This is a genomic window from Ruegeria sp. K3 (assembly GCF_056531845.1).
The window spans coordinates 300103-319116 of the sequence record NZ_JBQFMM010000003.1 but is presented as its reverse complement, the minus strand read 5'-3'; the positions used below and the strand labels follow the sequence as shown (position 1 = coordinate 319116).

Sequence of the window (19014 nt, the reverse complement as noted above, 5' to 3'; positions counted from 1 at the left end):
ATGCCTGTGAATGTCCTGTTTTCCGCGCGCCCTGAGTTGTGGCCCGAGTATGAAGCTCTGATGCATCAATACTTGTCGGACGCAGGGCTAGATTTTCATCTGGCCACGGACATCCCTGCAGATCAGGTCGACTACATCGTTTACGCCCCGAACGGAGGGGTACAGGATTTCACGCCCTTCACACGGCTCAAGGCGGTGCTGAGCCTCTGGGCGGGGGTTGAGAAAATCTCGGGCAATGAAACCTTGACCGTTCCGCTGGCGCGTATGGTTGACGGGGGGTTAACGCAAGGCATGACGGAATGGGTGGTGGGCCATGTGCTGCGCTATCACCTTGGGATGGACCAACACATTACGCTACAGGATGGGGTCTGGACACCTGATGCGCCACCACTGGCCCAGCAACGCACCGTCTGCATCTTGGGTTTGGGCGCATTGGGTGAGGCATCGGCCCACGCGTTGGCAGCGTTGAATTTCCATGTCATCGGTTGGAGCCGTACCGCCAAGACTATTCCCGGCGTGACCTGTCTGCATGGTAAGAACGGGCTGCGCGATGCACTGTCCCAGGCCGAGATAGTGGTTTTGCTGCTGCCAGATACTCCGGCGACCGAAAACACGCTCAACGCCGAAACACTGGCGCTGTTGCCGGAAGGGGCCAAGATCATCAATCCGGGTCGCGGGCCGCTTATCGATGATGAGGCCCTGCTGGCCGTGCTGAATTCAGGGCAGGTCGGGCACGCCACGCTGGATGTCTTCCGCACCGAACCCCTGCCGACCGAGCATCCCTATTGGGCACATCCCAATGTGACGGTGACGCCGCATATCGCCTCGGAAACTAGACCTGTTACCGCAGCTCAGGTGATCTGCGAGAACATTCGCCGAGGTGAAGCGGGTGAACCCTTTCTCCACCTCGTCGACCGAAAGCTTGGGTACTAGGCCGCGATCAGCCCGCGGCCTTTCAGCAAGGCTTCGACGCGAGGCAGACGTCCACGGAAGGCCAGATACAGCTCTTCCGCCTCGCGGGATCCGCCAGTTGACAGGATGTGTTCCTCCAGTGCCTTGGCGCGTTCGGGATCAAACGCACCGCCCGCTTCTTCAAAGGCAGCAAAGGCGTCGGCATCCATGACTTCGGACCACATATAACTGTAGTAACCCGCGCTATAACCGTCGCCTGCAAAGACATGGGCGAAATGCGGGGTGGCGTGGCGCATTCCAATGGCCCGAGGCATGCCGATTTCGGCCAGCACCTCGGCCTGTTTCTCCATCGGATCAGCGGGGGCAGCCCCCTCATGAAACGCCAGATCGACCAGGGCCGAGGCAACATATTCCACCGTCTGGAACCCCTGATCGAAATTGGTGACCTGTAGCACCTTCTGCAACATCTCCTGCGGCATCGGCGCGCCCGTTTCGGCATGAGTGGCGAACTCAGCCAATACCTCGGGCACTTCCAGCCAGTGTTCGTAAAGCTGGCTGGGCAGTTCAACGAAATCACGCGCCACCGAGGTGCCCGAGATACTCTCATAGGTCACATTGGACAGCATCTGGTGCAGGGCATGGCCGAACTCGTGAAACAACGTTCGGGCGTCATCATAGGACAAAAGCGCTGGTTCACCTTTGGCAAAGTTACAGACGTTGATCACGACCGGAGCCTGTTCTTTCGGGTATTTCGCCTGCCCGCGCATTGCGCTGCACCATGCACCCGACCGTTTCGATCCGCGCGCAAAGTAGTCACCGATGAACACCGCAATATGCTGCCCTTCACGGGTCACCTCCCATGCACGGCAATCGGGATGATAGAGCGGCACATCAAGCGGCGCGAACACCAGCCCGAACAGCCGTGTGGCGCAGGCGAAAGAAGCCTCGATCATCCGGTCCAGTTGCAGGTACGGCTTCAGCGCCGCTTCATCGAGATCATGTTCGGCCTTGCGGCGTTTCTCGGCATAGTAGCGCCAATCCCACGCCTCCAGCGGGCCATTTACGCCATCCTCTTGCATCATTGCCGTCAGCACCTCGGCATCTGCGTCGGCGCGGGATTTGGCGGGCCTCCACACATCCAGCAGCAGCTCTCGCACGCGATCTGGTGTGCGGGCCATCTCGGTCTCAAGCTTGTAGGCGGCGAAGCTGGCATACCCCAGCAGCTTGGCGCGTTCTTCGCGCAGGCGCAGGATGTCCGCCGCAATCTCGCGGTTGTCGGTCTCACCTCCATTTGCCCCCCGTGCAGTCCACGCGCGATAAGCCTTTGCACGCAAATCCCGGCGGGGCGAGAATTGCAGAAAGGGCACGATAATCGACCGAGAGAGGGTCACCACCGGGCCATCCGCCCCCTTTTCCTGACCCGCTGCGCGCGCTGCATCGATAACAAAATCCGGCAAGCCTTGCAGGTCTTCTTCGGTCAAATCCATGAACCAGTCGCGTTCATCCGCCAGCAAGTTCTGCGTGAAGGACGTGCCCAGAGACGCCAAACGGGCCTTGATCTCTTGCATTCTCGCATCGTCCTCGCCGGTCAACGCCGCCCCCGCCCGCACGAACCCGCGATGAGACAGCATCAAAACGCGCGCCTGTTCATCGGTCAGGTCCAGATTATCGCGCCGGTCCCATAAATCCGCCACGCGCTTAAACAGTGCTTTGTTTGATGAGATGCGCGAGTAGTGTGCCGCCAGCTTGGGCGAAAATTCGCGTTGCAGTTCCTCACGCTTGGGGTTGCTGTCCGCACCTGCAACGGTGAAAAAGACCGATAGAACCTTATCCATCTGCTCGCCTGCAGCCTCCAGCGCTTCGATCGTATTGGCGAATGTGGGCGTGTCCGGACTCGCTGCTATCGCCTCAATCTCGGCATCATGTGCGTGCATCGCCTGTTTCAGCGCGGGGGAAAAAACATCATCCGAGATTGTGTCAAACGGTGCGATTTCGAAGGGCGTGTTCCAGTCAGAAAGGATCGGGTTGGTCATTGAGGTCTCCTTTGACCTCATAGCTAAGACCGCCCGTCGAAATGATCCAGAGCTACCCGAAAATTTGAGCCCGCCTTAATGAGATGCCCCGCAGATCGGGCAATCGGTGCGACGCGCCAGGGTGATCTTGCGGCTTTCGCCGTATAGCGCATCGTAGATCAACATCTCACCTCGCAATGCCTGCCCGGCGCCGGTGATCACCTTGATCGCCTCAACCGCCATCATCGAGCCGACCACACCCGGCAGTGGGCCGATTACTCCAGCCTCGGCGCAAGAAGGCGCAAGGCCGGCGGCAGGCGCTTCGGGGAAAATGCACTGATAGCACGAGCCGGTTGTGGCGGGATCGAACACACTCAGCTGCCCTTCCCATTGCGAAAGCGCCCCCGAGATCAGCGGTTTGCCCAACGCAACGGCCGTTCGGTTGGCCAGGTAGCGGGTATCGAAATTGTCAGTGCCATCAAGGATCAAATCGAAATCAGCGAACAGATCTGTTGCAATCTCTTCGGTCAGACGGCGATGATAAGGCAAGACAATCACATTGGGATTCTGCGCCAACATAGACTGCTGGGCTGAAAACACCTTGGGCATACCGATATCAGCATCGCGGTGAATAACCTGCCGCTGCAGGTTCGCGTTCTCGACCTCGTCATCGTCGATTACGCCGATTGTTCCCACTCCGGCGGCGGCCAGATATTGCAGGGCGGGTGCGCCAAGGCCCCCGGCCCCGATCACAAGCACCCGCGCCTGTTTCATTCGCTTTTGGCCGGGACCGCCCAGTTCACGCAGAACGATGTGGCGGGCATAGCGTTCAAGCTCGGTCTCGCTGAACTGATCGGATGGCTTGGCGGGCTCCGACGTCTGGCCGGACGCGGCGCGATTTCGCAACGCCTTCAAACCCCGCCCATAAAGCAGCACCAGCACAGCCGCTCCAGCGAGGATCAGCCACATCGCTGCCGACCCGCCGGTTGCCTGACGCAACGGGTTACCCTCGGGCAGCAGAAGTTGAGCAATAATCACGCCTGTCAGGAGCGCGCCAACAGAAACCAGCCGCGCGCTGCGCGACACCCCGGCAATATAGCCAACACCCCAAAGCCCGGCAGCAAGGATCAGAACCAGCAGCATCAGCCCCGCCCGGTTGAACCGAACCCGCCCGCGCCGCGATCAGTCTCGGTCAGTGCCTCAACGTCCTGGAACATGGCCTGCACCACCGGTGCGACGATCAGTTGCGCGATACGTTCGCCATGCGTAATCTCGAACGGTTCCTGACCCGCATTCATCACGATCACGCCCAATGGCCCGCGATAGTCGCTGTCGATTGTACCCGGAGTGTTGGGCAAGGTGATCCCGTGTTTCAAGGCAAGGCCCGATCGTGGACGCACCTGAACCTCGAACCCCTGCGGAATTTCGATCCTAAGGCCTGTCGGTATCAGCGCACGACGGCCCGGTTCAAGAATAACAGACTCACCATCCGGCAGATTGGCGCGCACATCCGCCCCGGCAGCACCCGCGGTTTCGTATGAAGGCAATGGCACCAACGGGTCAGCCCCCTCCTCTCGGATCACGCGAATTGCCACCATACCTATACCTCTTGTCGTTATGGCTGTTATCTGGTCAGCGCGCCGGCGATCTTGGCTGCTAACCGCTTTGCCACATCATCCTTGCCCATACGCGGCCATTCTTCGGCACCTTGCTCTGAGATCAGGATCACCGCATTCTCAGAACCGCCCATGATACCTGTCGCGGGACTGACATCATTCGCAACGATCCAGTCACAGCCCTTGCGGGCACGTTTGGCCGTAGCATGTTCGATCACGTTGTCTGTTTCGGCGGCAAAACCCACCACCAAAACGGGCCTGCCACTTCCCATTCGCGCGATGCGCTTCAAAATGTCGGGATTCTCGGCAAACTCTAGCGCGGGCACCCCGTCGCGGCTTTTCTTCAGCTTCCGGTCCGAGGCACTGGATACCCGCCAATCGGCCACTGCAGCTGCAAATACCCCCGCATCCACCGGAAGCGCTGCGTCGACCGCATCCGACATTTGCAGCGCGGTCTCTACACGCACGACCTTTACGCCGTCTGGAGGAGGCACGTCAGCCGGACCCGTGATAAATGTAACATCGGCCCCCAGCGCAGATAGCGCGCGTGCAACAGCTGTTCCCTGAGCGCCCGACGATCGGTTGGCGATGTATCGTACCGGATCAATTGGTTCATGTGTCGGGCCCGAGGTCACCAGAATACGTTTGCCAGCCAAAGGCCCATCCCCGAACTGCGCCTCGATCGCCGCGACAATTTCAAGTGGCTCCGACATGCGGCCCGGACCGTATTCACCGCAAGCCATATCGCCTTCGTTCGGGCCGACAAATCGCACCCCGTCTGCTTCCAGTTGCGCATGGTTGCGCCGGGTTGCGGGATGCTCCCACATGCGGACATTCATCGCAGGCGCACACAGAACCGGCGCATCGGTCGCCATCAAAAGGGTCGAGGCCAGATCATTAGCCAACCCGCCTGCCATCTTACCCATCAGATCGGCCGTTGCCGGAGCAACCACGATCAGATCAGCCGAACGGGAAAGCTGAATATGACCCATCTCAGCTTCATCGGTCAGATCAAAGAGATCTCGATAGACCTTTTCACCGGCCAGGGCAGACACGGATAACGGAGTTACGAATTCTTCGGCAGCACGCGTCAAAACCGGCGTGACCGCCGCACCACGTTCCCGCAACCGCCGGATCAGGTCCAGCGACTTGTAGGCCGCAATCCCACCGCCGATAATCAGCAGAATACGTTTCGATGACAGCATGGCTCGCCCTTCCCGTCCCGGTCGGCCCTGACCTTAGGCAACGCTGGCGGGCAGTTCCAGCAGTTAATTCTGCACCTCAAAGGCTTTGCAGGGGTCTTCTCGCTCGACTGTGGGGCTATCGATAACAGCATCAAAATCCCCGCTCACGACCCCATCTTCGGATTGTCCAAGCACAAAGACCTTCAAACCGGGGCGCAGTCGCGACAGAAAAGTCGGAATTCCGCGATCCTTACGGGCATGGCCATTGCCAGTGATGACCGCGACAGGCCCACCAGTTTCGTCGGTGGCGCGCAGAATGGCTCGGGTCAACACAGCGTCCCTCAGACGTTGAATGGCTACCATCTGCGGTAGAACTTCAGCGGGCAATGCGTCGCAATGTGCCGCCAGTTGATCAGCCTCGCGTGCGGCTTGATCTTCATCCGACAGAGGTACAGTCAATCCATATCTGGCCGCATCAGCCCCCAACGCTGTGGCCGCCCCGCGTTCCATAGCAGCGCGGGCCGCTTCACGCGGAACCATCGCGCCATACACCGGCACATCCGCGGCCTGAAAAATGGGGTAGTACATTCTGAGAGGCGGCCAGCCGGATTCTGCCCAGCGCAGAATTCGGGACAGCTCCTCGGGATTGGTTGCCGCTTTTTGAGCCAACCGCTGAGCACCTTCTTCGGTCACCATCTCCCAGACAACCGCCGTGGGCGTGATTGCCTCAACTGCTTCGGCTTGGACCAGATGATGCTGAGGGTTGTCATGTATCTCGCCCAGAATGACGACATCCGCGGCCCGCATGTCGGCCAACACGTCCTGAGGGATAAATTCAGCAGCTCGAACCGTTTGAGGCAAAGTGGCGAGCAACACAAAAGCTGTAAGAATCGCAAGAGGTTTCATGCGAAGAAGTGTTGCACCTCGCGCGATTGCGCTTCAAGGTTCTTGCGCATCTTTGTGAATGCTGCCGCCTCGAGCTGGCGCACACGCTCTTTCGACAGGCCAAGCTCTTTCCCAAGACTTTCCAGCGTCCGGGCAGGCTCACGCAGTTTTCTTTCGCGAACGATAAACCGCTCGCGATCGTTCAAAGCTTGCATCGCCGCCACCAGCCATTCGCGCAGTTGCTGGTTGTCGTGGCTGTTCTCTACTACCTCAGCGGCTTGTTCGCTGTCATCTTCCAGCGCATCAATCCACTCGCGCCCGTCCTCATCTGCAGACTGCACCGCATTCAGCGAGAAATCGGACCCTGTCAGACGGCCTTCCATCATCTCGACATCACGCAGCGGGACTCCGATTTCGGCGGCAATCTTCTGATGCAACTGATGGCGATCCAGCTCCAGCCCCTCAGTCGCGGCTTCGCGCTCCAGACGCGCCTGTACCCGACGCATGTTGAAGAACAGCGATTTCTGGGAAGAGGTCGAACCAGTGCGCACCATCGACCAATTGCGCATCACGTAATCCTGAATGCTGGCCTTGATCCACCACACTGCATACGTTGAAAACCGCACACCCCGATCCGGATCGAACTTGTCGGCGGCTTTCATCAAGCCCAGTCCCGCCTCCTGAATCAGATCATTCATCGGCGCGCCGTAGCGTTTGAATTTCGCCGCCATTGATATCGCCAGCCGCATATAAGCCGTAATGAGGCGATGCAGCGCCTGTTCATCGCGTTCATCGCGCCAGGCATAGGCCAGTTTCAGTTCTGTCTCGGCATCCAGCAACTCGGCCTTCATTGCCTTACGGGACATCGAAAAATCATGTGCGTTGTCGAGTGCCATGCAATTCTCCCCTTTTATCACAGGCGATGGGCCGGGCTTGCCTTGCCGACTTGTGGTCGATACGCAGGACAAAACCGGGTGGATCACCAGAAAGGTAATAAAAGTGCATGCCGATTTAACCTTTATCCTAGGCGGCGCTGCATCCGGAAAATCTGCTTTTGCGGAGCAACTTGCTGTTTCAACTGGGAAAAGTCGCGTTTACCTTGCGACATCACAAGTGTTTGATGACGAGATGCGCCTAAAAATCAGGCAACATATTGCACAACGCGGCAGCGGGTGGACGACGATCGAAGCGCCATTTGATCTATCGCCGGAACTCGCCAAGCTGACAAATGATCAGATTTGCCTGATCGATTGTGCAACCATGTGGCTGACAAATCACCTGCTGGCAGAGAATAACCTAGAGGAAGCACAGGCCGGGCTGCTTGAGGCGATGAAGACCTGTGCCGCCCAGATCGTCGTGGTATCAAACGAAGTCGGCCACGGGATCGTCCCCGACAACGCCTTGTCCCGTCGATTCCGCGAGGCGCAGGGACGGCTGAACATCGCTTTGGCTGCGCAGGCAGATCGGGTGGTGCAGGTTACGGCCGGGCTGCCGCTGGTTCTCAAAGGGCAACCCCTATGACGCGCCTGCATTTGGTACGGCACGGCCCCACCCATGCTAAAACTATGGTAGGCTGGTCCGACCTTCCTGCCGACTTGAGTGATAAGGCCGCGATTGCACGGCTTGATGCGCATCTGCCTTCCAATGCCGTCGTAATCTCATCAGACTTGTCACGCGCCAGCGATACGGCCAGCGCCATTCAAGGCACGCGACTCCGCCTTCCGCACCACCGCGATCTGCGCGAAATTAATTTCGGCAACTGGGAGATGCGCCCCTTCGCCGAGATCGAGGCGGAAGACCCCGAGCTTTGCTTTGCCTACTGGGATAATCCGGGCGAGGTCAGGCCTCCAAACGGGGAAAGCTGGAATGAGGTCCGCGCGCGTGTCGATAGGGTCGTCGACACCCTGATCGCGGCCCATACCGGATGTGACCTAGTCCTGGTCGCCCATTTCGGAGTGATCCTGACTCAGGTCCAACGCGCTCTGGACGTGGACGCCCAACACGCGTTTGGTCACCGCATCGACAACCTGTCCGTCACCGAGATCACGCGCCATAACGATGGTTGGACTGTAGGTCGGATTAATCACCGACCGTGATAAGGTTGCGCACAAATCTCTGATTTACCGACGCGTCTCTGTCCGACATCGTTGCCGCATGACATATGATCTCTTTATCGGTGACCGGTTGTTCTCGAGCTGGTCCATGCGCGGATGGCTGATGCTTGAGAAATTCGGCCTGCCATACCGCACCCACATGATTGGCCTTTATTCCGGCACAATGGCGGCGGATATGGAACCACTGGCCCCGGCGCGCCTTGTTCCTGCGCTGCGTCTACCAGATGGAACCGTGGTCGGCGAAAGCCTCGCGATGGCAGAGACATTGGCCGAACGCCACCCCGAAGCAGGGCTTTGGCCGTCAGACCCCGCCGCGCGCGCCACAGCCCGGTGGCTTTGTGCTGAAATGGTTGCCGGTTTCACAGCGCTGCGGGGGCAATGCCCCATGCAGTTGAAACGTTGCTGGGAAGGGTTCAAACCTTCACCTGAAACGATGACTGATTTGCAGCGGATCGAAACCCTCTGGGCCCATGCACGGAAGGTCTCTGGCGCCGCGTCGGGCCCGCTGTTTGGTGCCTATTCTCTGGCTGATATTTTCTACACGCCGGTCGCTGCGCGGATTGTCGGCTATGGCCTGCCCGTGTCCGAGGTCAATCGTGCATACTGCATGCACCTGCTCTCTGATATCGCAGTTCGGCAATGGCGCGCCATGGGCATGACGGTCGCGTATGAGCCCTTCCCGTATCCGCAAGACCTTCCCGCACACAGTTGGCCAATTGGCGGGGGTTCAGGGGCATTGGCAGTCAGCACAGGCCCCTCGGTCAACACAGCCTGCCCCTATTCCGGCAAGCCTGTACAAGACTATCTGGAACTCGATGGCAAGATTTGGGGCTTTTGTAATCCGTTTTGCCGAGACCAGACCATTGCCGACCCTGAGGCGTGGCCGAAATTTACGGCGATGGTTGCTGACGTTAACGATTCTTAAACTGCAGCCATGGCAGCAACGTCCTGTTAACCAAGAACAGGATTGCCATGGTCGCCCGCGCCCACACCGTTGCCTTTCAAGGGGTCGATGCCCGCCCGGTCGAGGTGCAATGCGCCGTCTCACCGGGCCTTCCGGCCTTTTCCATCGTGGGATTGCCGGACAAGGCAGTCTCCGAAGCACGGGACCGTGTTCGTAGTGCGCTAAGTTCGATGGCGATCGCGCTGCCGTCGAAACGGATCACGATTAACCTTTCGCCTGCAGATCTGCCCAAAGAGGGCAGCCATTTCGACCTGCCTATCGCCGTCGCTTTGTTGACTGCGTTGGAAATCATTCCAGCGGATGCTGCCGAGGGCGCTGTCGCGTTGGGCGAGTTGTCTTTGGATGGTTCTCTGGTACCCGTCGTCGGCGCGCTGCCCGCAGCCATGACAGCAGCCGCCGATGATCGCAGCTTGCTTTGTCCCAGCGCCTCTAGCGCCGAAGCCGCGTGGGTGGATGCCACGCAGGTAATCGGAGCGGGCTCGTTGGGGGATGTGGTGCGGCACTTTACCGGTCAGTCTGCGCTGCCCGCTGCGACACCGGGCGAAGTGAAACTATCACCCAACGCACGGGACCTGCGGGACGTGAAGGGGCAAGAGCGCGCCAAACGCGCCTTGGAAATCGCCGCAGCCGGGCGGCATCATTTGATCATGATCGGGACACCGGGTTCCGGCAAATCCATGCTGGCGGCGCGTCTGCCGAGTATTTTGCCGCCTCTGAGCCCGGTCGAAGCTTTAGAGACATCGATGATCCAGTCGCTTTGCGGCTTACTGGACGAAGGTGGCATCAGCCGCGCCAGACCGTTTCGCGAGCCGCACCATACCGCTTCGATGGCCGCGATCGTGGGCGGTGGCAAAGGCGCGAAACCCGGTGAGATTTCACTGGCGCATAACGGCGTCCTGTTCATGGACGAGTTTCCCGAATTTCCGCGCACAGTTTTGGAAACCCTGCGCCAACCTATTGAAACCGGAGAGGTAATGGTCGCCCGCGCCAACGCCCATTTGAAATACCCATGCCGCTTTATGCTGGTAGCCGCCGCGAACCCGTGCAAATGCGGATACCTGACGGACCCATCCCGCGCCTGTTCACGCGCGCCGGTCTGTGGTGAGGATTACTTGGGGCGTATCTCAGGGCCGTTGATGGACCGGTTCGATTTGCGCATCGAAGTCCCTCCGGTCGGATTTACCGATCTCGATCTGCCGCCTACCGGCGACAGCTCTGCGACCGTCGCAGAGCGGGTCGAAGCGGCGCGCGCCATACAAGCAGATCGCTTTCGCGACACGCCAAATACCCGTCAAAACGCAGATGTCGAAGGCAATGTGCTGGAAGAAATCGCCGCCCCTGATGCCCAGGGCAAAGAACTATTACTGAAAGCCGCGGAACGCTTTGGCCTGTCGGCCCGCGCCTTTCACCGCATCCTACGCGTGGCCCGCACCATTGCCGACCTCGAAGGTGAGCCGGATGTGCGCCGCCCCCATGTCGCCGAGGCGCTGAGCTTTCGCATCAGCGCCAAAGCAGGAGCTTAAAGTTTCGCCTCAATCGCTTGCCAGATTTTCTCGGCGATGTTCACGCCATTGAACCGCTCAAGCTCCTGAATACCAGTGGGTGAGGTCACGTTGATCTCGGTCAGGTAGTCGCCAATTACATCGATCCCCACAAAGATCTGACCACGTTCCTTCAATAACGGTCCGATCGCAGCGCAGATTTCCATATCTCGCTCGGACAGGCCGATTTTCTCGGGGCGCCCGCCCACATGCATGTTCGAGCGGGTCTCGCCCTCAGCCGGAACCCGGTTGATGGCGCCCACTGGCTCTCCATCGACAAGTATGACCCGCTTGTCGCCATTGCGCACATCGGGCAGGAATTTCTGCGCGATCAGAGGCTCACGAGAAAAGCCGGTGAACAGCTCATGTAGCGATGTCAGGTTGCGGTCATTCGCATCAAGACGGAATACGCCAGCACCTCCGTTGCCGTAAAGCGGCTTGAGGATGATATCGCCATGCTTTTCCTTGAACGCCTTGATGGTTCGCAAATCCCGCGCAATCGCGGTGGGCGGAGTCAGTTCAGGGAAATCCAGAACCAGCAGCTTTTCGGGATAGTTTCGCACCCAAAACGGATCGTTAACCACCAGGGCCTGCCCCTTTAGCCGGTCAAGCAAATGGGTCGAGGTGATGTAGTGCATGTCAAACGGGGGGTCTTGGCGCAGCCAGACGACATCAAATTCAGCAAGGTCCACTTCACGCTCAGGGCCCAACACTGCCGGGTTGCCAGCGACTCGTTGCACCGTCATGTCATGGCCGCGCGCCGTGATCTTGCCTTCCTGGTAAGCCAGTTGATCCGGGCCATAAAAAAACAGCTGGTGGCCGCGCACCTGAGCCTCTTCTGCCAGACGGAAAGAGCTGTCGGCGTTGATATCCACGGCCCCGATTGGGTCCATCTGAAAGGCGATCTTCATGGTGTATCCCTCAATTCCACGCTCGATACATGGCGCAGAGGCTTGACGGGTTCAATGGGGGTCAGTCCAAACCAAAGGCGTTTTCGATGATTTGAACAGTTCCAGTGTCATCAACCAGTGCCGCATCAAACCGAGTATTCGTCAGCTGACCAGCAGGCTCCTGTTCAAGATACTGGGCAGCGGATGCACAAATTCGATCCATCTGTCGGCGACTAATCCGGGCGGCTGCGCGGTCAAAACTACGGCTTTTCTTAACCTCAATGAAGACCAACCCATCTGCGTTGCGCGCGATCAGATCTATTTCACCGCCAGCACCGCGCCACCTGCGTCTTGCGATTGAATAACCCCGTCGCTCGTATTCGGCGGCCACGCAAAGTTCGGCGGATTGTCCAGCGTGATAAGATACAGAACCCCGAACGGATCTCTGTGCCATATCATCCCTTTCCCAGCTTCAGAGCCATCTGATAGACCGGGCGGCGCGGCAGGCTGAACATCTCTGACACCAGATCTGCCGCATCACGCACCGAATGCGTTTGCAATGCTTTTATCAATGCCTCTTCTACGTCAGAGTCCTTAACAGATTGCGAATGGGCGCGATCCACAAGCAGAACCACCTCGCCCTTAACCGATAAGCCCTCGTACTCTGTTGCCAGATCAGCGAGCGTGCCACGACGCGTTTCTTCGAACTTCTTCGTGAGTTCACGGCACAGGGCCGCCTGTCGGTCTCCACCCAAAATATCCGCGAGATCAGAGAGGCAGGCAGCCACACGCTTCGGCGATTCATAGAAGACAAGCGTTCCGGGGACGCTGCGCAGGGATTCGATTCGTGAACGCCGTGCGCCTGAGGCATTGGGCAAGAACCCGGCGAAGAAAAATGCATCCGTGGGAAGCCCCGCCAACGTCAGCGCCGTCAAAACAGCAGACGGTCCCGGTGCACATGTCACGTTGTGCCCAGCCTCAGCCGCCTGGCGGCCTAAATCATAGCCGGGATCGGCGATCAGCGGCATTCCCGCCTCGGACGCGTAAGCCACCGATTGCCCTTGTTCCAGCGCCTCAAGTATTTTGCCCCGCGCGCCCACGCCGCTGTGATCATGGTAGGCCAATATGCGGCGCCCTTTGAGCGGCACGCCATGGATTTCCATCAAACGTCGCAAGCTGCGTGTATCTTCGGCAGCAATCATGTCTGCCGAGGCCAAAACATCGAGCGCCCTGAGCGTAATATCGCGTGCCGTCCCGATTGGGGTGGCAATAAAGTACAGCCCAGCGGCCAATCTGATCTTTTGGAAATTCAAAGCTGGACCCTCACAGCGTGACGTTTATTATCGCGGTTCAATAGACCAAGGTGCCCTCAGACGCCGGATCAGGGAGTTTTCTTTTAGATGTTTACCGTTTGCAAGCCCGCACGCAAACTGGCGAAATCCGCCATTGTACTGGCCACGGCCGCTTTTCTGGCCGCCTGTGAAGTCGGCGGCATCAGCGGAGGCCCCTCGATCGACACCTCTGACCCGGTTCCGGTGGCCCTGTTGGTCCCAAGCGGATCACCTCAGTCTGGCGATGCGGCCCTTGCCCGTAGCCTTGAGAACGCGGCACGGCTGGCTATAGCGGATTTGCCGAACGTCAAGATTGATCTGCGCGTCTACGACACGGCCGGCAATGCCGGAACGGCCTCGGCGGTTGCACAGCAAGCTGTAGCGGACGGGGCCAAGATCATTCTTGGGCCAGTGTATGCACAAGCCGCAAACGCGGCAGGACTTGCGGTGCTAAACAACAATGTGAACGTGCTGTCCTTCTCGAACAACACCAGCATTGCGGGCGGCAATGTCTATGTGCTTGGCCCCACTTTCCAGAACACGGCCAACAGGCTGGTGAACTACGCCGGACAGCAGGGCAAAAACAGTACTGTCATTGTGCACAGCAATGACTCAGCGGGCCAGCTAGGCCAGTCTGCCATCGCTGCCGCGCTCAGCAACAGCCGCGTCAACAATGCGGGCACAGTTGGATATGACCGGTCTCAGCAGGGCGTGATCGATTCGGTTTCGGCGATCAAAGCAACGGTCGATTCGACCGGCGCGGATTCAATTTTCCTGACCGCGACGACGGCGGGCGCGCTCCCCCTTTACAGCCAGTTGTTGCCCGAGGCCGGTGTATCTCCTGCGACAACTCAGTATATCGGCCTGACACGCTGGGACATTCCGGCCCAAACGCTGGAATTGCCTGGCGTACAAGGTGGCTGGTTCGCACTTCCCGATCCGGCAAAGGCACAGGCTTATCGCCAGCGTTACAACAACACCTACGGTGAGGCACCACACCCGATCAGCGGGCTTGCCTATGACGGAATCGCTGCGATCGGAGCCTTGGTTAGCCAGGGCAAATCGAACGCGTTGACAGGTGCAGCATTAACCCAGAACGCCGGTTTTCAGGGTGTCGGCGGTATTTTCCGCCTGCGACCGAACGGTACGAACGAACGCGGTCTGGCTGTTGCCACGATCCAGAACAAACAGGTGGTTGTGATTGACCCTGCCCCACAAAGCTTCTCTGGCGCCGGATTCTAATCGACCGGCGCAGGGCTCTGCGCCCGATGTCAATCTGATCTGCGCGGCTGACGAGATTTTTAACAACGCCGAGGTCAATGCCAACCTGTCCGCCGCTGTTGAAAACAGTTCGGACAACGCAGCCTTGCGCGCCGAGACGGTGCGCATTCTGCGAGAGGCGCAAAAGACAGGCCGCAAGGCGATTGCGGACGCCTTTGCCGAGCGCCCATTTGATGCACTGCCGCTGACGCATTCCTATACCTATCTGACGGATCAGATGGTCGGGACAGCAATGCGCATCGCCAGCGAGCATCTGCATCCGCTGGCAAATCCAACGCAAGGCGAGAAAATCGCTGTGCTGGCAGTGGGAGGTTATGGCCGGGGTGAGATGGCCCCGTCATCCGATGTAGATCTGCTTTTTCTGACGCCGTACAAAATCACCGCCTGGGCCGAGAGCGTGATCGAATCCATGCTCTATATTCTCTGGGATCTGCGGCTGAAGGTCGGTCACTCTTCACGCACGATCAAAGATTGCCTGCGTCTGGGGGCCGATGATTTCACCATCCGTACCGCCATGCTGGAACAACGGTATCTCGTCGGGGATCAGCCCCTTGCGCAAGAACTTGAAGCGCGCCTGAAGACCGATCTTTTCAAAGGCACCGAGCGGGAATTTATCGAAGCCAAGCTGAAAGAGCGCGATGAGCGGCACCTGAAGCAGGGTGAACGCTATATGGTCGAACCCAATGTCAAAGAGGGCAAGGGCGGCTTGCGCGACCTGCAATCGCTCTACTGGATCGCAAAATATATCTATGGCGTAACGGATGTGGCCGAACTGGTCCCTATGGGCCTCTTTACGCCCGAAGAGTTTGACGAGTTCGCGCAAGCCGAAGAATTCCTCTGGGCCGTCAGGTCTCATTTGCATCTGGTGACGGGCCGCGCGACGGAACAACTGACCTTCGATCTGCAGGTCGAGGTGGCCGATCGTATGGGATATCAAGACCGCGCCGGTCGGCGCGCCGTCGAGGTGTTCATGCAACGCTATTTCCGCGAAGCCACCCGTGTGGGCGAATTGACACGGATTTTCCTGACCAAACTGGAAGCCTCGCACATGAAGGGCGCGGCCTTGCTGGAACGTATTTTCCGCCGTCGCCCCCGCGTCAAGGCCGGTTACCGCGTGGTCCATGGCCGCCTGGATATCGCGGACCCTGACACGTTCCTGTCAGACAAGGTCAACCTGTTACGGTTGTTCGAAGAGGGTTTGCGCACGGGTATGCTGATCCATCCCGACGCAATGCGGTTGGTAACGGCCAACCTGAACCTGATCGACGATGAGATGCGCAACGACAAAGAGGCGCGGCGCATCTTTCTTGATCTGATGCTGAAACACGGCAACCCCGAACGTGCCCTGCGACGCATGAACGAGTTGGGGGTTCTGTCAGCCTTTTTGCCCGAGTTTGAGCACATCGTGGCGATGATGCAGTTCAATATGTATCACAGCTATACGGTGGACGAGCATACGATCCAGTGCATTGTCAATTTGGCGCAGATCGAGCGAGGAGAGTTAATCGAGGAACTGCCCTTGGCGTCATCCATCCTGGAGGGTGGTGTTAGCCGAAAGGTTCTATACGTGGCTCTGTTGCTGCACGACATCGGCAAAGGACGCCCCGAAGATCATTCGATTCTGGGTGCGCAAATCGCGCGCAAAGTGGCACCACGATTGGGGCTGAGCAAGGCGGATTCTGAAACCGTCGAATGGCTTGTACGCTATCACTTGCTGATGTCCGATATGGCGCAAAAACGCGACATCTCAGACCCGCGCACAATCCGCGATTTCGCGAAAGCTGTTGCAACCGTCAAACGGCTGGACTTGCTGACGGTGCTGACAGTCTGTGACATCCGCGGTGTCGGACCAACGACCTGGAACAACTGGAAGGCTACATTGCTGCGCGCTTTGCATGCTGACACCAAACACGCACTGGAATCCGGGATGGAGGCGCTTAACCGAGCCAATCGTGGAGATGGGGCGAAAAAGCGGTTGCGGGCCGAATTGGAAAACTGGTCCAAATCTGACCTGAAAACCGAAACCGGGCGGCATTATGATCCGTATTGGCAGGGACTGAACCTTTCGACACATGTCGAATTCGCGGAAATGTTGAAATCGCTGGAGGACAGCGGCGATCCGGGTGCCGTAGAAATCCGTCTGCATCCGGATGAGGATCGCGACGCCACCCGCGCGTGTTTTGCCATGGGTGATCATCCGGGTATTTTTTCTCGCATAGCGGGGGCACTTGCCCTTGTAGGAGCCAACGTGGTTGATGCCCGCAGCTATACGACGAAAGACGGATATGTAACTGATGCGTTCTGGGTTCAGGACGCCGAGGGCCATCCCTTCGAGGCCACGCGCCTGCCTCGGCTGACCCAGATGATTCACAAGACACTCAGGGGTGAGGTTGTCGCACGGGACGCATTGAAATCCCGCGACAAGATCAAGAAGCGCGAACGCGCCTTCAACGTCCCGACCCATATCACCTTCGACAACGAAGGTTCAGAGATTTACACGATCATCGAAGTCGACACCCGCGACCGGCCCGGACTGCTATATGATTTGACGCGCACGATGGCAGCCGCCAATGTCTATATCGCGAACGCAGTGATCGCCACCTATGGAGAACAGGTGGTCGACACGTTCTATGTCAAGGATATGTTCGGCCTGAAATACCACTCTGAGGCCAAGCAACGCGGGTTGGAAGCCAAGCTGCGCGCGGCCATCACCGAAGGTGCCGAGCGGGCCGCATCATGAAGCCGATCCGCCTGATTTCGGGCTTTTTCACCGTTGGGTTCTGGACCTTGGCAAGCCGCATTCTGGGCTTTTTGCGGGAAATCCTGCTGACCGCTTATATCGGGCCCGGACCGGTGATGGACGCTTTCGTCGCAGCCTTCCGACTACCCAATATGTTCCGCCGCTTCTTTGCCGAGGGCGCATTCAACGCAGCCTTTGTTCCAATGTTTTCAAAACGCCTTGAAGGCGGCGAAGACGCCGAAGGTTTCGCACAGGATGCGTTTAACCTGTTGGCGGTGGCGGTGTTGGCGCTAGTCGGTCTGGCGATGGTCTTCATGCCCGCGTTGGTTTGGATAACCGCCGAAGGATTCTATGGTGATGAACGCTTCGATCTGGCGGTGGATTATGGTTACGTCGTGTTCCCCTACATCCTGTTTATGTCCCTCGCTGCGCTGTTTTCCGGAGTATTGAACGCAACCGGACGCTTCGCCGCTGCAGCCGCCGCTCCTGTGCTGCTGAACATATTCGCCTGCTCCGCGTTAATCTTTGGCGCGATATCTGGTGGAGAAATCGTACGCTGGCTCATCGCGGTCATCCCAGTCGCAGGCATCGCGCAATTGGCGCTTGTCTGGATTGCGACTGAACGCGCCGGAATTCGCATTCGGCTCGGTCGGCCAAAGCTCAGCCCGGAAATGCGCCGCATGGTGCGGATCGCGGTTCCTGCGGCGCTGGCCATGGGCGTAACGCAAGTCAATCTTGTAGTCGGACAGCTTGTGGCATCAAAAACCGAAAAGGCAGTCAGTTGGTTGTTTGCCGCAGATCGTTTGTATCAACTGCCGCTCGGAGTGGTTGGCATTGCCGTCGGCATCGTGCTGTTACCCGACCTGTCGCGCCGCCTGCGCGCAGACGACAAAGATGGAGCACGCAACGCCTTTTCAAGAGCCGGAGAGTTTACTCTGCTTCTGACCTTGCCTTCAACGGTTGCCTTTATGATCATCCCCGGCCCGTTGGTCTCGGTCCTGTTCCAACGCGGCCAGTTCAGCGCCGAAGATACAGCGGCGACCGCCTTGGCCGTGGCCATCTATGGTATCGGGCTGCCCGCATTCATGCTGCAGAAGCTGCTGCAACCGTTGTTCTTCGCCCGCGAGGATACCAAATCACCGTTTCGATACGCTGTGGTTGCAATGGTGGTGAATGCCGGGCTTGCCTTTGGGCTTTATCCCATTTTCGGGTGGATTGCGCCCGCAATCGCAGCGTCGACTGCTGGCTGGGCCATGGTTGCGCTGCTTGCAATCGGCGCGCGCAGAATGGGCGACGAAGCCCGATTTGATGACCGGTTCAAACAGCGGATCTGGCGGGTCGTGGCGGCATCGGCTGGCATGGGGGTGGTGTTGATTGCGGCCATTAACCTCTTCGGCTGGACGTTCGAAGTACCAGGCTGGCGTTACCTTGCGCTGCTCGTGCTCATTGTAACTGCGGCGGTGGCCTACTTCCTGTTGGGGCACATCTTTGGCGCCTTCCGGATTTCGGAGTTCCGCACAGCGCTGCGCCGAAGCTAATGCGCA

17 protein-coding genes are annotated in these 19014 nt (G+C 58.6%); 8 read left to right on the top strand and 9 right to left on the bottom strand.

The features are described from left to right. Nucleotides 1-933 (top strand): 2-hydroxyacid dehydrogenase, encoded by a 933-nt coding sequence (locus ACR0MP_RS08140; protein ID WP_170408299.1) that lies wholly within the window; start codon nucleotides 1-3, stop codon nucleotides 931-933. On the opposite strand, the gene ACR0MP_RS08135 is transcribed toward ACR0MP_RS08140, so the two are convergent. The 6 genes from ACR0MP_RS08135 to ACR0MP_RS08110 form a co-directional block, all read right to left on the bottom strand. Beyond that, nucleotides 930-2945 carry a M3 family metallopeptidase gene (locus ACR0MP_RS08135; RefSeq protein WP_480886329.1) on the bottom strand — a complete coding sequence of 672 codons (2016 nt, stop codon included), beginning with the start codon at nucleotides 2943-2945 and terminating at the stop codon, nucleotides 930-932. The genes ACR0MP_RS08140 and ACR0MP_RS08135 overlap by 4 nt on opposite strands. A 75-nt stretch (nucleotides 2946-3020) precedes the next feature. Continuing rightward, complete coding sequence (locus tag ACR0MP_RS08130) at nucleotides 3021-4067, bottom strand: molybdopterin-synthase adenylyltransferase MoeB (protein ID WP_170408301.1); 1047 nt, start codon at nucleotides 4065-4067, stop codon at nucleotides 3021-3023. Next, nucleotides 4067-4522: a dUTP diphosphatase gene (gene dut / locus ACR0MP_RS08125; RefSeq protein ID WP_170408302.1), complete on the bottom strand. Its 456-nt coding sequence runs from the start codon at nucleotides 4520-4522 to the stop codon at nucleotides 4067-4069. Before dut ends, ACR0MP_RS08130 begins: the two co-directional genes overlap by 1 nt. Before the next feature lie 26 nt (nucleotides 4523-4548). Then, entirely contained in the window at nucleotides 4549-5745 is a 1197-nt protein-coding gene (coaBC, locus tag ACR0MP_RS08120; RefSeq protein WP_170408303.1) for a bifunctional phosphopantothenoylcysteine decarboxylase/phosphopantothenate--cysteine ligase CoaBC, read from the bottom strand. 63 nt (nucleotides 5746-5808) lie between these two features. After that, complete coding sequence (locus tag ACR0MP_RS08115) at nucleotides 5809-6630, bottom strand: ChaN family lipoprotein (protein WP_170395880.1); 822 nt, start codon at nucleotides 6628-6630, stop codon at nucleotides 5809-5811. Continuing rightward, nucleotides 6627-7505: an RNA polymerase factor sigma-32 gene (locus ACR0MP_RS08110; RefSeq protein WP_170408305.1), complete on the bottom strand. Its 879-nt coding sequence runs from the start codon at nucleotides 7503-7505 to the stop codon at nucleotides 6627-6629. Before ACR0MP_RS08110 ends, ACR0MP_RS08115 begins: the two co-directional genes overlap by 4 nt. Before the next feature lie 103 nt (nucleotides 7506-7608). On the opposite strand from ACR0MP_RS08110, the gene cobU reads away from it, so the two are divergent. The 4 genes from cobU to ACR0MP_RS08090 are packed head-to-tail and all read left to right on the top strand — an operon-like array spanning nucleotide 7609 to nucleotide 11210. Beyond that, a complete protein-coding gene (cobU, locus tag ACR0MP_RS08105; RefSeq protein ID WP_170408461.1) occupies nucleotides 7609-8130 on the top strand; it encodes a bifunctional adenosylcobinamide kinase/adenosylcobinamide-phosphate guanylyltransferase in 522 nt (173 codons plus the stop codon). Next, nucleotides 8127-8705 carry a histidine phosphatase family protein gene (locus ACR0MP_RS08100; protein ID WP_170408306.1) on the top strand — a complete coding sequence of 193 codons (579 nt, stop codon included), beginning with the start codon at nucleotides 8127-8129 and terminating at the stop codon, nucleotides 8703-8705. Before cobU ends, ACR0MP_RS08100 begins: the two co-directional genes overlap by 4 nt. 58 nt (nucleotides 8706-8763) lie before the next feature. Continuing rightward, a complete protein-coding gene (locus ACR0MP_RS08095; RefSeq protein ID WP_480886327.1) occupies nucleotides 8764-9648 on the top strand; it encodes a glutathione S-transferase N-terminal domain-containing protein in 885 nt (294 codons plus the stop codon). Between the two features lie 47 nt (nucleotides 9649-9695). After that, nucleotides 9696-11210, top strand: coding sequence for a YifB family Mg chelatase-like AAA ATPase (locus ACR0MP_RS08090; protein WP_170408308.1), 1515 nt, complete (start codon nucleotides 9696-9698; stop codon nucleotides 11208-11210). Here the strand turns inward: ACR0MP_RS08090 and gshB are convergent. The 3 genes from gshB to rsmI all read right to left on the bottom strand — a co-directional run bounded on the left by gshB (nucleotide 11207) and on the right by rsmI (nucleotide 13431). Next, complete coding sequence (gshB, locus tag ACR0MP_RS08085) at nucleotides 11207-12139, bottom strand: glutathione synthase (RefSeq protein WP_170408309.1); 933 nt, start codon at nucleotides 12137-12139, stop codon at nucleotides 11207-11209. The two genes, ACR0MP_RS08090 and gshB, sit on opposite strands and share 4 nt — an antisense overlap. Before the next feature lie 61 nt (nucleotides 12140-12200). Then, complete coding sequence (locus ACR0MP_RS08080) at nucleotides 12201-12572, bottom strand: YraN family protein (RefSeq protein ID WP_170664046.1); 372 nt, start codon at nucleotides 12570-12572, stop codon at nucleotides 12201-12203. A 1-nt stretch (nucleotide 12573) separates the two neighbouring features. Beyond that, nucleotides 12574-13431 (bottom strand): 16S rRNA (cytidine(1402)-2'-O)-methyltransferase, encoded by an 858-nt coding sequence (rsmI, locus tag ACR0MP_RS08075; protein ID WP_480886326.1) that lies wholly within the window; start codon nucleotides 13429-13431, stop codon nucleotides 12574-12576. A gap of 87 nt (nucleotides 13432-13518) precedes the next feature. Between rsmI and ACR0MP_RS08070 the strand changes: the two genes are divergently transcribed. The 3 genes from ACR0MP_RS08070 to murJ are packed head-to-tail and all read left to right on the top strand — an operon-like array spanning nucleotide 13519 to nucleotide 19008. After that, nucleotides 13519-14691, top strand: a complete 1173-nt coding sequence (locus ACR0MP_RS08070; protein WP_170395865.1) for a penicillin-binding protein activator — start codon at nucleotides 13519-13521, stop codon at nucleotides 14689-14691. Continuing rightward, entirely contained in the window at nucleotides 14651-17470 is a 2820-nt protein-coding gene (locus tag ACR0MP_RS08065; RefSeq protein ID WP_170408311.1) for a [protein-PII] uridylyltransferase, read from the top strand. The genes ACR0MP_RS08070 and ACR0MP_RS08065 overlap by 41 nt, the downstream gene beginning before the upstream one ends. Beyond that, complete coding sequence (gene murJ, locus ACR0MP_RS08060; RefSeq protein WP_170408312.1) at nucleotides 17467-19008, top strand: murein biosynthesis integral membrane protein MurJ; 1542 nt, start codon at nucleotides 17467-17469, stop codon at nucleotides 19006-19008. The genes ACR0MP_RS08065 and murJ overlap by 4 nt, the downstream gene beginning before the upstream one ends. Nucleotides 19009-19014 lie beyond the last annotated feature (6 nt).

Excerpts from the sequence above, each read along its gene's own strand:
- ACR0MP_RS08140 (WP_170408299.1), top strand. The coding sequence starts at position 1 with ATGCCTGTGAATGTCCTGTTTTCCGCGCGCCCTGAGTTGTGGCCCGAG.
- ACR0MP_RS08135 (WP_480886329.1), bottom strand. The coding sequence starts at position 2,945 with ATGACCAACCCGATCCTTTCTGACTGGAACACGCCCTTCGAAATCGCA.
- ACR0MP_RS08130 (WP_170408301.1), bottom strand. The coding sequence starts at position 4,067 with ATGCTGCTGGTTCTGATCCTTGCTGCCGGGCTTTGGGGTGTTGGCTAT.
- dut (WP_170408302.1), bottom strand. The coding sequence starts at position 4,522 with ATGGTGGCAATTCGCGTGATCCGAGAGGAGGGGGCTGACCCGTTGGTG.
- coaBC (WP_170408303.1), bottom strand. The coding sequence starts at position 5,745 with ATGCTGTCATCGAAACGTATTCTGCTGATTATCGGCGGTGGGATTGCG.
- ACR0MP_RS08115 (WP_170395880.1), bottom strand. The coding sequence starts at position 6,630 with ATGAAACCTCTTGCGATTCTTACAGCTTTTGTGTTGCTCGCCACTTTG.
- ACR0MP_RS08110 (WP_170408305.1), bottom strand. The coding sequence starts at position 7,505 with ATGGCACTCGACAACGCACATGATTTTTCGATGTCCCGTAAGGCAATG.
- ACR0MP_RS08100 (WP_170408306.1), top strand. The coding sequence starts at position 8,127 with ATGACGCGCCTGCATTTGGTACGGCACGGCCCCACCCATGCTAAAACT.
- ACR0MP_RS08095 (WP_480886327.1), top strand. The coding sequence starts at position 8,764 with ATGACATATGATCTCTTTATCGGTGACCGGTTGTTCTCGAGCTGGTCC.
- ACR0MP_RS08090 (WP_170408308.1), top strand. The coding sequence starts at position 9,696 with ATGGTCGCCCGCGCCCACACCGTTGCCTTTCAAGGGGTCGATGCCCGC.
- gshB (WP_170408309.1), bottom strand. The coding sequence starts at position 12,139 with ATGAAGATCGCCTTTCAGATGGACCCAATCGGGGCCGTGGATATCAAC.
- ACR0MP_RS08080 (WP_170664046.1), bottom strand. The coding sequence starts at position 12,572 with ATGGCACAGAGATCCGTTCGGGGTTCTGTATCTTATCACGCTGGACAA.
- ACR0MP_RS08070 (WP_170395865.1), top strand. The coding sequence starts at position 13,519 with ATGTTTACCGTTTGCAAGCCCGCACGCAAACTGGCGAAATCCGCCATT.
- murJ (WP_170408312.1), top strand. The coding sequence starts at position 17,467 with ATGAAGCCGATCCGCCTGATTTCGGGCTTTTTCACCGTTGGGTTCTGG.